Annotated in this window: 12 protein-coding genes; 8 read left to right on the forward strand and 4 right to left on the reverse strand. The window is 42.8% G+C overall.

Features of this window, described 5'->3' with window-relative positions:
* Together F9K33_09100 and F9K33_09105 are read right to left on the reverse strand one after the other, a co-directional pair.
* On the reverse strand, positions 1-1,849 hold a 1,849-nt coding region (locus F9K33_09100; GenBank protein KAB2879409.1), incomplete at its 3' end, for an aconitate hydratase.
* 196 nt (positions 1,850-2,045) lie between these two features.
* Positions 2,046-3,203, reverse strand: a complete 1,158-nt coding sequence (locus tag F9K33_09105; protein KAB2879410.1) for a S8 family serine peptidase — start codon at positions 3,201-3,203, stop codon at positions 2,046-2,048.
* A 367-nt stretch (positions 3,204-3,570) separates the two neighbouring features.
* On the opposite strand from F9K33_09105, the gene F9K33_09110 reads away from it, so the two are divergent.
* The 7 genes from F9K33_09110 to F9K33_09140 all read left to right on the forward strand — a co-directional run bounded on the left by F9K33_09110 (position 3,571) and on the right by F9K33_09140 (position 11,258).
* Positions 3,571-5,148 carry an amidohydrolase gene (locus tag F9K33_09110; protein ID KAB2879411.1) on the forward strand — a complete coding sequence of 526 codons (1,578 nt, stop codon included), beginning with the start codon at positions 3,571-3,573 and terminating at the stop codon, positions 5,146-5,148.
* A 163-nt stretch (positions 5,149-5,311) separates the two neighbouring features.
* Complete coding sequence (locus F9K33_09115) at positions 5,312-5,818, forward strand: DUF255 domain-containing protein (protein ID KAB2879412.1); 507 nt, start codon at positions 5,312-5,314, stop codon at positions 5,816-5,818.
* A 187-nt stretch (positions 5,819-6,005) separates the two neighbouring features.
* On the forward strand, positions 6,006-7,235 hold the full coding sequence (locus F9K33_09120; GenBank protein KAB2879413.1) for an ABC transporter permease: 1,230 nt from the start codon (positions 6,006-6,008) through the stop codon (positions 7,233-7,235).
* Entirely contained in the window at positions 7,232-7,828 is a 597-nt protein-coding gene (locus F9K33_09125; GenBank protein KAB2879414.1) for a helix-turn-helix transcriptional regulator, read from the forward strand. The genes F9K33_09120 and F9K33_09125 overlap by 4 nt, the downstream gene beginning before the upstream one ends.
* A gap of 299 nt (positions 7,829-8,127) precedes the next feature.
* Positions 8,128-8,673, forward strand: coding sequence for a DUF4396 domain-containing protein (locus tag F9K33_09130; protein ID KAB2879415.1), 546 nt, complete (start codon positions 8,128-8,130; stop codon positions 8,671-8,673).
* Positions 8,674-8,743: 70 nt separating this feature from the next.
* Positions 8,744-11,038 carry a copper-translocating P-type ATPase gene (locus tag F9K33_09135; GenBank protein ID KAB2879416.1) on the forward strand — a complete coding sequence of 765 codons (2,295 nt, stop codon included), beginning with the start codon at positions 8,744-8,746 and terminating at the stop codon, positions 11,036-11,038.
* 10 nt (positions 11,039-11,048) lie between these two features.
* A complete protein-coding gene (locus F9K33_09140; GenBank protein KAB2879417.1) occupies positions 11,049-11,258 on the forward strand; it encodes a hypothetical protein in 210 nt (69 codons plus the stop codon).
* 23 nt (positions 11,259-11,281) lie between these two features.
* Here F9K33_09140 and lpxA read toward each other — a convergent pair whose 3' ends face one another.
* Both lpxA and F9K33_09150 read right to left on the reverse strand, forming a co-directional pair.
* Positions 11,282-12,055 carry an acyl-ACP--UDP-N-acetylglucosamine O-acyltransferase gene (gene lpxA, locus F9K33_09145; GenBank protein KAB2879418.1) on the reverse strand — a complete coding sequence of 258 codons (774 nt, stop codon included), beginning with the start codon at positions 12,053-12,055 and terminating at the stop codon, positions 11,282-11,284.
* A 1-nt stretch (position 12,056) separates the two neighbouring features.
* A complete protein-coding gene (locus tag F9K33_09150) occupies positions 12,057-12,779 on the reverse strand; it encodes an SDR family oxidoreductase (protein KAB2879419.1) in 723 nt (240 codons plus the stop codon).
* 124 nt (positions 12,780-12,903) lie between these two features.
* On the opposite strand from F9K33_09150, the gene F9K33_09155 reads away from it, so the two are divergent.
* Positions 12,904-14,037: a hypothetical protein gene (locus tag F9K33_09155; protein ID KAB2879420.1), complete on the forward strand. Its 1,134-nt coding sequence runs from the start codon at positions 12,904-12,906 to the stop codon at positions 14,035-14,037.
* The last annotated feature ends 9 nt before the right edge of the window (positions 14,038-14,046 follow it).

The raw sequence follows: 14,046 nt of genomic DNA on the forward strand, positions 1-14,046 counted from the left end.
CGGAAAATGATTTTACTTCACCGGAGATTACATTCTTGCCTTTGCCCGGTTCATGCCCAAAGGCATTCACGGCGCCGATAAAAAGATTATTGGAAATATTATCCAGATGGCCTCGGTACTTGAGCCACGGGCCCGCGGGGGAAATATGATCAGTCGTACATTTGCCTTTTGCTTTCATAAGCAAAGGTACATCAATAATATCTTTTCCATCCCAGGAGGTGAAAGGCGCGAGCAGTTGCAGGCGATTACTTGTAGGATCAACGGCTACCTTAACTTGTGAACCATCTTTTGCCGGGGCGAGATATCCATTCTCACCTGTAATAAATCCGTTTTTGGGTAATTCATCTCCTGACGGTGCATTCAGACGAACTTGCTCGCCTTGTGAATTGGTCAGAAAATCCCTCAACGGGTTGAATGTGAGCCTGCCCGACAAAGCAAGCGCTGTTACGATCTCAGGACTCGCAACGAAGGAATGAGTTGCAGAATTGCCGTCATTTCGTTTTGCGAAATTTCGATTATAGGAGGACACGATCGTGTTTTTCTCCCCGTCTTGGACATCGTGACGTTTCCATTGGCCGATGCATGGCCCGCAGGCGTTGGCTAGAACTTTCCCGCCTATCTTTGTCAAATCAGAAAGTTGCCCGTCGCGTTCGATCGTGGCGCGAATTTGTTCCGACCCCGGTGTGATCACAAATTCCGCTTTTGCCATAACGCCTTTCGCGGACGCTAATCGCGCGATGCTGGCGGAACGCTCGATGTCTTCGTAAGAAGAGTTGGTGCAGCTTCCGATGAGCGCAACTTTTATTTCTTCCGGATATCCGTTGTCTGAAACTGCTTTTGCTAATTGCGAGATAGGCCACGCTTTGTCGGGTGTGAACGGCCCATTCACATGCGGCTCCAATTCGTCTAAATTGATTTCAATGATCTCATCGTAATATTTTTCTGGATTTGCAAAAACTTCAGGGTCCGCAATCAACAAATCAGCATATTCGTCACACAGTTTTGCTAATGATTCTCGTTCCGTAATTTTTAAATACGCTGCCATCCGGCTATCGTACGGAAATACCGACGTCGTCGCGCCAATTTCCGCGCCCATATTGCATATCGTTCCTTTGCCTGTGCAGCTAATCGACTCCGTGCCCGGCCCGAAATATTCGATAATTTTACCGGTGCCGCCTTTCACCGTAAGAATACCGGCTAATTTTAGAATAACGTCTTTCGGTGAAGTCCAGCCGTTAAGTTTTCCGGTCAACTTAACGCCGGTAATCCCCGGCCATTTCAGTTCCCACGGCAATCCCGCCATGACATCCACCGCATCCGCTCCGCCAACGCCGATCGCCAACATGCCGAGTCCTCCCGCATTGGGTGTGTGCGAATCCGTTCCGATCATGAGACCGCCAGGAAATGCGTAGTTCTCAAGAACAACCTGGTGAATAATACCCGCACCCGGTTTCCAAAAGCCGATTCCGTATTTATTCGACACGCTTGCTAAAAAATCATAAACTTCTTTATTATCCGTTTTTGCCTTTGACAGATCGTCTTCTGCCCCAACTTCGGCCTGAATTAAGTGATCGCAGTGAACAGTGGACGGTACGGCAACCCTTGAGCGCCCGGAAGACATAAATTGAAGTAATGCCATCTGCGCAGTCGCATCCTGCATCGCAACGCGGTCGGGGGAGAGATCTGTATAAGTTCTTAGTCTTTCAGGAGCCGTTTTAGGCGGTTCCGTAAAATGCGAGACGAGAATTTTCTCTGTTAACGTGAGCGGCCTTCCGAAAAGTTGTCGCGCTTTTTCCTGTTTTACTTTCAGGTTTTTATAAACATTTTTTATCATATCGAGATCAAACATTTTCGTAACTCCTTATGTGAATCGTTGATGATCGTAAGATTGTTTCAACGCGAGGAAGTTAGTCAATTATCTCTTTTTTATCAAGCATATATTGGTATAGATCTTCACTCTTATGCGGAGTCGGTGCGTGTTAACAATAAAAAAGTCTCCGCTTTTGGCGGAGACTTTTCGTTAAGTCCTATTTTCAATCTAATGGCTATCGGTGTGCAATTGGATCTGCAGGAGCTGCCGGATCACTGACGGCTGTTCCGTCGCTCGTGATATTTCCTAAAAGCAATATCCCGCAAACATGAGGCGTTGCCATTGAGGTTCCGCTGATGGTATTCGTGCCGCCGTTTTTCCACAGAGACAAAATGCTTACGCCCGGTGCAGCATAATCTACCGGTGGATTGCCGTAATTGGAGAAAGACGCAAAAACATCGCTGGAATTAACAGCCGAAACTGTATATATGTTTGCACCGTTCACGCGAGCAGGAGAATGATTGTTGGCATTATCGCTTTCGTTACCTGCGGCAAGTGCAAATTTGACCTTGGAAGAGGCTGCCAGAACGGCATTGTCAAGCGTTGTAGAAACACCGCCGCCCAAACTCATGTTGGCAGTTTCCCCTGTCACACCCTTGCTTGCCACATAGTTTACTCCGGCAATGACCCCTGATGTCGTTCCGCTTCCGCGACGATCAAGTACTCGAACCGATACAACCGTTGCGCCGGCAGCGACACCAACAACATTTATTGTATTGCTTTTTGCAGCAACTGTTCCCGCAACATGGGTCCCGTGTCCGTTCTGATCATCCGGATTGGTTGATTGGTTACCGCTCAGGAAACTTTTGCTGTTGGCCAGATCAACGGTGAGATCCGGGTGGTCAAGATCAATACCTGTGTCTATGATCCATGCGCGTTTGCCGACCCCGTTACCGGAACCGCCGACACGAGTAATTCCCCAAGGAGTCGATTGTGCTAAAGACTTCTGAACATGGACTTCCTGAATGTAGGGTATCAGTTTCACGACCTGATCTTGTTCGACATAACTCACTCGGGAATCATTCCGTAATGCTTCAAGTTTTTCAGCGGGAACTTTGGCGGAAAATCCATTTAACGCCGTTTCATAAACAAACTCTGTCTCTAAGTTATACAAACTTGCCATTTCTGTCGCCATTTGCGCACTGGACTTCGCAAGAGCGGGTTTAAGAACAACTATATATTGGCCTTCAATGGGCGTGCCGGCCGGTGATGCCGCTATGAAGTCCTCCAATTGAACGTCTTCTTTCGTATTGTTGTCGCACCCAATCAGGGCAACTAAACAAACGACAGTAAAAAGTGCGGCGGCATTGCGCCAAAGTTTAGAAATGTGCATAATCCTCTCCTCCTCTAGTTTAGAAAATAAGTTAATTAAGTGAATTACAAAAAAACGATAAAATTACAATTGGGCTATAACGTATCGAAAAGTTGTAATTTGAGAAATCCGTATCCCTACGGATTTATTCGAAAATGATATGACTAATTCGATCTTACAAAACCGGGTGTGATTCTTAGACAAGAACTTTAGACAAGATATGATTACGTAAAAGACAGACGCTTATTTTATGATGATCAGTATAAGATTATTATTACGCTCTGTCAAGAGGTTTGTCATTTTTGTAATATAACTATTAGATTCGAATCTTATTTGAAATACGCCTTTAAAAAGATATTTTGTTTTACAATGAAAAATTGAATGCAAAATGAATAACCTATTACTCCATAACGGAAAATTTTACACCGGCGACAAAACCATACCGGAATGCGAGGCCGTTGCTGTTTTGGAAGACAAAATTATCGCCGTCGGTTCTTCCGAAGATTTGTTGAGGGAATTTTACCGTTTCGAGAGAATCGATCTAAACGGAAAACGCGTTTTACCTGCTTTTACGGATGCGCATACTCATTTTTTAGCGTATTGCCTGAAACAAGATCAGATAGATCTCAACGGAATAAATTCTCTGGAACAATGCTTACAGATCATTCAAAAAAGAACTGAAACAACACCTAAAGGCCAATGGATCAAAGGCAGTGGATGGAATCATAACTTATGGAATCCGGTTACATATCCGACCCGGTTCGATCTTGATAAAATTTCGCCGAGCCATCCGGTTTGCCTCGAAGCGCGCGACGCGCATACGTCCTGGGTAAATTCCGTAGCGTTAAAGTTAGCCGGTATAACTTCCTCAACAGCGTTTGATTCGACCGGCGAAATTGTCAAAGACATCCGGGCTGAACCCACCGGTATTATCAAAGAAGAAGCGCGCAGATTGATTTGGGATGTGATGGGTGAAGAGTCTGTCGAGGAACGTGTCGTTGCGCTGAAAAGTGGGATGAAGCTCGCTTATCAAAACGGATTGGGCGGCGTGCACTGCATGGAAACGATTAAAGATTTTGAGGCGTATCAGATTTTACAGGCGCGAAACGAATTGAAACTTCGCGTTAATTTTTATTTTCCAATCCGTTATTTGAATCATGTCATTGATCTGGGATTGAAAAGCGGGTTCGGTGATGAATGGGTTCGTTTTGGCGGGATGAAAATCTTCTTAGATGGAACGCTTGGTTCGCAAACCGCCCACATGATCGCTCCATTTGATCACGTTTTTCCTAAGACGTGGGGAACAGAGATTATTGATCAAGATAAGGTCAATGAGCTTGTTTTGAATGCAGCGCGTCACGATATAGCTTGTGCGATTCACGCTATCGGCGACATGGCAAACCGGAAAGCTTTGAATGCATATGAATATCAAAAAAGTTTGTTGCCGGAAAAAAACCTTCGCCAGCGAATCGAGCACTGCCAGCTCATTCATCCGGATGATCTTGCGCGATTTGGAAAACTAGGCGTTATAGCATCAATGCAGCCCGTGCATATTCCTGAGGACATTGATGCCGCTAATAAATATTGGGGTCAGCGGGCGCAATGGGCGTATCCGTTTCGTTCATTATTAAATTCCGGAGCTGTTATCGCCATGGGTTCCGATATGCCGATAGAAACGTGTAATGTCTTTAAAGGAATTCATGCTGCGTTGAGACGGGTAAAACAAAATGAAATAAAGCCCTGGTTTACGGAACAAATATTGAACCTCCATGAAATAATCTATGCCTATACGATGGGCGCCGCTTTCGCATCGGGTGAGGAAAAAATAAAAGGTTCGATATCCCGTGGCAAATTTGCGGATATGATGGTTTTGTCAGATGATATTTTTACTTGCGTACCGGATGATATTCCAAACATCTCAGTGCAAAAAATGATTGTTGGCGGTGAAATGGTTTTTGAAGCCTAAAAGAAATCAATTTCGCCGCAAATAGCGCAAGGGAAAATCCAAAACTGAAAAGTGTTTCGACAATTTTATTCTTCGTTTTTAGTTTCATTAGGAACAATATAATTATACAGGAATATTTTGGTCTTTTGCAAGTTTGATGATTAAGAATAAATAAGGATATGATATGAAAAACAATGTGTTAAAAGTAACGATTCCGGTTTTTTTGATAGTTTTAATCATCGTTGCCGTCGGTTTTCGCTCTGCTTCACAGTTAACTTGGTATGGTTTTGATGAAGGCCTTCAAAAAGCGAAGAATGAGAACAAGCAGGTTCTAATCGACATCTACACCGACTGGTGCGGCTGGTGCAAGGTCATGGACGAAAAAACGTACACTGATTCTCGGATTGTACAGTACCTTAACTCAAAATTCGTGTTGATCAAACTTAACCCGGAAAAAGACGGCCCTGTAATGTTCAACGGCAAAACATACAATGCCGACCATTTCGCGCAAGGTATCGGCGTCAATGGTTATCCCGCTACGGCTTTTTTTGAATCCGACGCAAAATTGATCACACTCGTTCCCGGTTATCTGAAAGCCGATGAATTTTTACCTATTCTGGAATACATCGGCGAAAAAAGATACAACGACATCGGCTTCGATGACTTTATTAAACAAAGAGAAAAAAATTAATCAGCAGGACGGATAATATTCGTCTTTTTTTGCCTTTCATGGGTTTGCTTTTGACTTTGTTTTGATTATTTTGGCTTGAATGTAATCGAAACTTGCAGACTCATCTTCCGTCGTATTCTTCATCCGGTTTTATCTGCATGCATTAACGCTGTCTGCGGGAAAGACATTAAAACTAAGTGGCGCCTTCATGTTCACAAAAAAAATGTTCACCGTTCTCGCATGGGAGTTCATTCAAAAGGTAAAATCAAAAGGTTTTATTTTTTCGATGATATTCATGCCGGTGGTGATCATAGGGTTCACCCTTATTCCGACGTATTTCGCCGATCAGGAACCGGAACGAGCGCTCAATATAGCCATCGCAGATCAAACGGGTTTTGCCACAGATGAACTATCATTCAAATTAGAAACCCAATTCCCCCTCCAAAACGGTAGAAGTCCCGTTAATTTCGTACCTCTTCCCTACACAACGGCCGACAGTGTTTTAATCACCGGCAAGCACTTAATTCATAAAGGCATCGTGGATGGGTTCCTCGTCGTTGATGATGAAGCCATTCGACAGAAACAAGTTCGATACTTTGTTAAAGGAGCGGGCAACAACAGAACATTTCAAAACCTCGAGCGGTGTATAAACAACGTCATCATTGAACATCATGCAAAACAACTTAATTTGTCGCCTCTTCAAATTCAAAGTATCACACAAACTATTAACGTTAAAATGATCCTTATCGGATCGGAAGATACGGAACTTATACAAAAATATTTGGCCGGAATAATACTGGTTATGATGTTGTTCTTTGCTATTTTCAATTCCGGCGGCTCCTTCATGCGCGGCATCAGTGAAGAAAAAAACAATCGTGTTATAGAAATTCTGATCTCGTCCATTTCACCTAGGGAACTTATGACCGGCAAGATCTTGGGATTAGGCTGTGTCGGATTAACTCAGATCTTTGTATGGGGATTATTAGGCGCACTTTTTGGACGGGAAGCGTTGGGCTTTTTAACGCCTTTCCTGCTTTTTTGTTTTGCTGCTTATTTTGTTTTAGGATATTTATTGTTTGCAGGAATTTTTTCGATTGTCGGTTCCGTTTTATCATCGGAACATGATATACAACCCGTTCAAGCCGTTCTTTCAATGATTGGTATTCTTCCGATAGCGCTTGCCATCCTGGTTCTGCAAAACCCCGATTCGGTTCTTGTTACCATTCTTTCGTATATTCCGTTGCTGACACCAACGCTAATGATTTTACGGCTAGTTATTTCCGAGCCTTCCTTGATACAGGTTATCGGAACCATGATCGTTCTCTTATTATCATTACTTTTTATGCTAAAACTCGCAAGCAAGATATTCCATGTCTCTTTGCTCATGCATGGTAAAAGACCAACATTAAATGAGGTTATTAGATGGGCGCGGGCATGAAGAATGAGCGTGGCACGGTGACCTTGACTATCAAAAATATGGTGTGTAATCGGTGCGTGCGGGTGGTGCGGGAGGAACTGGAAAAACTGGGGTTGGATGTTCGAAGTGTTATCCTTGGTGAGGCTACTGTGGCGTCAGGCCATGTTCAAATTGACATGAACAGAATAAAGGGCGTGTTAAACTCAAACGGCTTTGATATTGTGGATGACCGGAAAGCCAAAACGGTGGAAAAAATTAAAAACGCTATTATTCGTCTCATACACCACAATGAGAATCTGGAAGCGTTTGAAATGAGCTATTCAGAATATATCGCGGGAGAAGTTCATGCGGATTATCATCAAGTCAGCGCTTTGTTTTCTTCTATTGAAGGCATTACTATTGAAAAATATATTATCCTGCAAAAAATCGAACGTGTAAAGGAACTTCTAAAATACGGTGAGCTGACATTGAGTGAAATATCGTATCAGATGGGTTATAGCAGCGTTGCCTACCTGTCAAACCAATTCAAAAAAGTAACCGGCTTTACACCGAGCGCTTTCAAAAGCATGACCACGTCTTCCAGGCAGTCTATTGACCTGATCAAAAAAACATAGTTCCCTTTCATTGCAACCTTTAGATCAGACGATCTGAATAAATTACAACATTTTCTCCTAATTTTGTAACGTCTCCGTAGGCATTTGTTATTATATTTCGTGCTTATCGGGTTGGCTCACAAATGGAAGAGAGCCCTTCAGTCTGAGCGAAGTCGAAGACTGATTTTACTAAACTTGGTCATGGTTCGACAAGCCTGTCCTGAGCCCTGCCGAAGGGCTCACCATGACGTATGTGAGTAAACCCGACAAGCACATTATATTTTCTTAAACAAACAAATTAACTTATGGAGGTAACAAAAATGCAACTGACCTCTCCTGCTATTAATCAACCATCATTAAACCGAACGGCATTCAGTGCAACAGTCCATTGTCTGACAGGTTGTGCTATCGGGGAAATTCTCGGAATGTTTGTTGGTATTTCGTTGAGCTGGGGGAATTGGGCTACGATCGCGTTATCCGTAACGCTGGCCTTTGTGTTTGGCTATACACTGACTCTAATCTCTGTTTTACGCGCAAATGTCGATTTTCAGTCCGCCCTTGGATTGGTTTTTGCCTCTGACACTATCTCAATTGCAGTCATGGAAGTTATTGATAACGCGATTATGTTGATGATTCCCGGGGCAATGAATTCAAGCCTTACCGATCCGATATTCTGGAGCAGTATGACTCTATCATTGCTTCTGGCGGGGCTAGTTGCATTCCCTGTCAATCGCCTATTGATTTCACGAAATCGCGGACATGCAGTGGTGCATAATCATCATAAATCCACTAATGATACATCCGCTGTGCATGTTATGAGAGCTGGTACAAGAGCCCCTGAACAAATGAATCATTCGCATCACTGATTCAAATGATTTGAGTTTTGATTCTATTTTGTATATTACTTGCGATTTATACATAACACAAACAAAGAAAATGAACAGTCATAAAATACAACTTCCCGTATTGAATTCGCCAATAGCTGATAAAAAAGCTGATTCAAAAAAAAATAATGATGATAGCCACTCGATCAAAAACACTTTTCCCGTCCGCGGAATGACCTGCGCCGGATGCGCGTCGAGCGTGGAATCGATGCTAAGTTCTCAGAATGGTGTCATTGATGCAAACGTCAATTTTGCCAACAATACCGTTCTGGTACAATATCTGCCGGGCAAAATTTCCTTCCCGGATATGCAAAAAGCGATTAAGAGCATCGGATACGAATTGATAGATAATTTTGAGAAAGAAAATATCGAAAACCGAAATGAAAGAGACTTTCGCGTTCTAAAAATAAAAACATTATTCGCAGTTGCGTTTGCAATACCAACCGCGATTATTAGTATGTTTTTTCACACGAGCCTACCGTATGCGAATGGGATTATGTTCATTTTGACCATACCTGTGATGATTTGGTCGGGTCAATCTTTTTTTGTGAATGCCTACAAACAGGCTAAACATCGTACCTCCAACATGGACACGCTCGTCGCGCTGAGCACGGGAATTGCGTTTCTTTTCAGCGCGTTTAATACCATTTATCCGGAATTTTTTATTAGCCGAGGTTTAGAGCCGCATGTCTATTTTGAATCCGCCGCAGTGATCATCGCAATGATACTTTTCGGAAAAACGCTGGAAGAAGGCGCCAAGAGTCGAACCTCAACGGCTATCAAAAAATTGATGGGATTGCAACCGAAAACACTCCGCGTTATACGAGATTCACAGGAATTTGAAGTTTCAATCGCAGATGTCCAAATCGGCGAAATTATCGTGATCCGCCCGGGTGAAAAAATTCCGGTCGACGGTAAAATTATTCTTGGCTCGTCTTTTGTTGATGAAAGTATGATCAGCGGAGAACCGATTCCTGTTGAAAAGAATATCGCTTCTTTCGTTTATGCCGGAACTATTAACCAAAAAAGCAGTTTTCAGATCCGCGCGGAAAAAGTTGGCAGCGATACCATGCTTGCTCAAATTATCAAAATGGTTCAGGAAGCGCAAGGCAGTAAAGCGCCGATCCAAAAGCTGGTGGACAAAATTGCCGGCGTTTTTGTTCCGGTTGTGATCGTTACCTCTCTTATAGCTTTTTTCATCTGGTATTTTGTCGGTCCGGAGCCCGCTTTCACTCGCGGCATGCTTGCAATGATCACGGTTTTGATCATTGCCTGCCCTTGCGCTTTAGGGCTTGCAACACCCACTGCGATAATGGTTGGGGTCGGTAAAGGCGCTGAAAATGGCATTCTCATCAAGGATGCGGAGAGTCTTGAGCTCGCGTATAAGGTCACTGCGATCGTTTTGGACAAGACCGGAACTATCACCAAGGGTGAAGCAGTAGTAACTGATATTGTTTGGGGGGATTCGATCAACAACAAGCTGCATGAATCTATTTTATTGAGCCTGGAAAAGCATTCCGAACACCCCCTCGCTGAAGCAGTGGTGAAGAAATTACAAGAACAAAATGTACAACATGTTTTGATAACTGAATTCAGGTCAATAACCGGTATAGGTGTTAGAGGGAAATTTGAAGGAAATGAATTTTTTGTTGGCAGTGAAAAGTCGGTTGAGGAATCCCGTATCAAAATATCTGAATTGTTAATCCGTCGTGCGGACGAATTTAAATCCGCCGGGAAAACCGTAGTCTATTTTTCAAACGAGAAAAAGGTGTTAGCAATTCTAGCCGTCGCCGACGTGATCAAGGACACCTCCAAAAAGGCAATTGACGATCTTAAGAATATCGGACTTGACGTTTATATGATTACCGGAGATCATGAAAAAACAGCCTCCGCGATTGCCAAGGATGCCGGTATTGATCGCTATTTCGCGGAAGTATTGCCTTTTGAAAAAGCTACCCGTGTTCGTGAATTGCAAGCACAGGGTAAAATTGTCGCGATGGTCGGCGATGGAATCAACGACTCCGAGGCGCTCGCGCAGGCTGATGTGAGTATTGCGATGGGCAAAGGAACAGATATCGCGATGGACGTTGCAAAAATTACGCTGATGAAATCAGACCTGGAGCACATTCTCGGCGCGATCAAATTATCAAAGGCGACTGTGGCTACGATTCGTCAAAATTTGTTTTGGGCTTTTATTTATAATCTTATCGGAATTCCGATTGCCGCCGGTGTTCTGTATCCGTTCTTCGGATTCACGCTCGACCCGATGATAGCCGGAACGGCTATGGCTATGAGTTCCGTCTCAGTGGTGTCCAATAGCCTGCGATTAAAAAATCAGAAAATATAGGAGCAATTCCATGACTACATTCAAATTTAAGACAAATATCAACTGTAACGGATGCATCGCAACCGTCACGCCGTTTCTGAATTCAGAAGCAGCCATACAAAATTGGAACGTAGATATTCAAAATCCGAATAAAATTTTGATGGTCGAAGGCGAAAAGATCTCAAAAGACATGGTAGTGTCGAAAGTCAAAGAGGCGGGATTTATAATAGAGGATTTTTAGTTCTTTTTGTCAGTACTTATTTCTTATTTAATAACTCCTCGTTCGCTGTTTTCAAAAAAGTAAATGATTGTTTTCACTTCTGCGCTCATTTCCATTTCGTTTTTGATCTTTGTTAAAGCATCCGATCGCTTGAGGTGCGATTGATAAATTATGTAATATACTTTCTCCAGCGTTTTGATTTGTTCCTCAGAAAAATTATTTCGTTTCAATCCTACATAATTTAATCCGCTAAATTTTAACGGCTCGCCTGCGGCTAAAATATACGGCGGTACATCCTGGGCAACGCGATACCCGCCGCCGACAAATGCATGTTTCCCGATCCGAACAAATTGATGTACCGGAACCAGTCCGCCAATGGCTGCGTGATCCTGAATTTCAATGTGTCCAGCCAAGGTAACCGAATTGGATAATATAATGTGGTCTCCGATTTTACAGTCATGCGCAACATGGACATAGTTCATCAGCAAACAATCGGATCCGATCAGTGTTTTTCCACTCTCGGCTGTACCGCGGCTGATCGTGACAAACTCACGTATGATTGTGCGATCACCAATCTCAAGTACGGAATGTTCGCCTTTAAATTTTAAGTCCTGCGGCATAGCCCCCACAACTGCGCCGTTAAAGATCTTGCATTCACCGCCTATGCGCGTAAACTTCTCGATTCTGACATGTGAAGAAATTTCCGTTCCGGCGCCGATAGAAACATTTTCTTCTATGATCGAAAACGGCCCCACCGTAACCGAAGGCTCGATCTGCGAATTAGTTGAAACAATGGCTGTGGGATGTATACTTTTCAATTTATACCCTGCCTGGAACTTTGATAATCGATCCTGTAACGCCCGATGATTTGTCAGAAGCTAAAAACAAAAGTAATTCCGCGATTTCTTCCGCCTTGACCCAGTTTGAAAAATCCGCATCCGGCATGGATTTACGATTGGCCGGCGTATCGATGATACTTGGAACAATGGCGTTTATCTGAATATTGTGAATTTTGTTTTCCTCAGCCATCGTTTCGGTCAAGTTTATTACACCCGCCTTGGCGACGCCATAGGGGCCGGCCTTTGACCCGCCTTTTAATCCTGCAATTGCGCCAACATTTATAATTTTACCGTTTTTTTGTGTTTTCATTATTTTCAGTACTTCGCGCGAACATAAAAAAGTTGATTTTAAATTTAGGTCGATCGTAAAATCCCATGTTTTGGTTTCCACTTCCGTGACTTCTGACCATGGATAAATCCCGCCAACAAGGTTAATTAAAATGTCTATCTTAGAATACTTCAGGATGGTTTCCTTAGTAAGTTCATTTACATGAGACTCAGACAAAACGTCCGTCGCTCTAAACTTCCACTTATTATGCTTTTCCACGGTCTGCCAAAAGACGCTTTTTCTAAACTCATCGGTTAAAACTTTTTCGCTGTCTACACCAACAACTGTTGCCCCGTTATGTAAAAACGTTTTTACAGCCGTTTGCCCCAACCCGCCCAATGCACCGGTCACAATACAAACTTTGTTTTCCAGCACCTCATGCCTCCTTTTTCTTTAAAGATTATTAATAATATTTTATAATTCAAAATTATTAGTATATTAATTTGTCTTTACTCCTTACCTTTTTCAAATTACCTTTTTCAAAAAAACAGTTTAGATCATGCTTTCCAATATAATAGGCCAGGAATCGGCTAAGAGACAATTACTCGCCGCGTTTAATCATCAACGACTTGCGCACGCCTATCTTCTTGCCGGTGAGGAGGGATTAGGCGCTGAAGAACTAGCCATTGAAATGGCAAAGTTTATTATGTGCGCTCGGCCTGATAAAACCAATTCTGAGCCATGCCAGACATGTTCCAATTGCAGAAAAATTTCTGCGTTTCAGCATCCGGACGTCCATTACTATTTTCCTGTTCTGAAGTCAACCGACAACTCCGAAATTCTCACAATGTTGGAAGAAAAATCACAGGAATTATATTTCAAGGTAAAGATTGCCGGCGGAAGCCTTCATATCGGCGACCAGGATAATCCGGAAAAAAATTCAATCCGCGGATTATTACGCGAAATCGGCCTGCGCTCGTATGAGGGAAATATAAAGGTCTTTATTGTTACGTTTGTTGAAGAGATGAACCAGGAATCGGCGAATGCACTACTTAAGATCCTGGAAGAGCCGCCACCAAATACGCTTTATTTTCTTACTACGGGATATTTGCAGACATTGCTTCCAACCATTGTTTCCCGGTGCCAATTAGCCAAACTTTATAAAATCAAACCTGAAATAATTGAATCCGCATTGCAGATAAAAAATCATGTGCAAATCGAAGAATCCCGAATCATTGCAAAACTAGCGGATGGAAATTATGCCGCCGCTCTTCAGCTTTTGTCAGGTGATCTTAAAAATAAACGCGAATTGATGATTGGCTTTTTGCTCGGCATCGTAGGAACAAGGTCATCTTCAATCGTTGAAGCCGTCGACACACTTCTTGCTGAAAACAAAAAAGATAAAGCAATGATAATCGACGTTTTGAATATCATGGCCACTTGGTTCCAGGATGCGTTTTATGTAAATAATCTGCGAAGTCATTCGGAGCTTTTAGAATCTTTTGTGATTAATCGCGATAAAATCGATCGTGTTGAAAAATTCATCTCCAATTTCCCGCGAACAAATTTGGATTTGGCAATAACTGAGATAGAAAAAGCTGTTGACCTTATTTCGCGAAATGTCTATCTTAATTTAATCTTGATTAATTTAGGTTTACAACTAAGAAAAATCATTTTTGATCCAAAAAACTGACGACTTTTG

Source organism: bacterium, assembly GCA_008933615.1.
GTDB lineage: Bacteria > CLD3 > CLD3 > SB21 > SB21 > SB21.

Excerpts from the sequence above, each read along its gene's own strand:
- F9K33_09105 (KAB2879410.1), bottom strand. The coding sequence starts at position 3,203 with ATGCACATTTCTAAACTTTGGCGCAATGCCGCCGCACTTTTTACTGTC.
- F9K33_09110 (KAB2879411.1), top strand. The coding sequence starts at position 3,571 with ATGAATAACCTATTACTCCATAACGGAAAATTTTACACCGGCGACAAA.
- F9K33_09115 (KAB2879412.1), top strand. The coding sequence starts at position 5,312 with ATGAAAAACAATGTGTTAAAAGTAACGATTCCGGTTTTTTTGATAGTT.
- F9K33_09120 (KAB2879413.1), top strand. The coding sequence starts at position 6,006 with ATGTTCACAAAAAAAATGTTCACCGTTCTCGCATGGGAGTTCATTCAA.
- F9K33_09125 (KAB2879414.1), top strand. The coding sequence starts at position 7,232 with ATGAAGAATGAGCGTGGCACGGTGACCTTGACTATCAAAAATATGGTG.
- F9K33_09130 (KAB2879415.1), top strand. The coding sequence starts at position 8,128 with ATGCAACTGACCTCTCCTGCTATTAATCAACCATCATTAAACCGAACG.
- F9K33_09135 (KAB2879416.1), top strand. The coding sequence starts at position 8,744 with ATGAACAGTCATAAAATACAACTTCCCGTATTGAATTCGCCAATAGCT.
- F9K33_09140 (KAB2879417.1), top strand. The coding sequence starts at position 11,049 with ATGACTACATTCAAATTTAAGACAAATATCAACTGTAACGGATGCATC.
- F9K33_09155 (KAB2879420.1), top strand. The coding sequence starts at position 12,904 with ATGCTTTCCAATATAATAGGCCAGGAATCGGCTAAGAGACAATTACTC.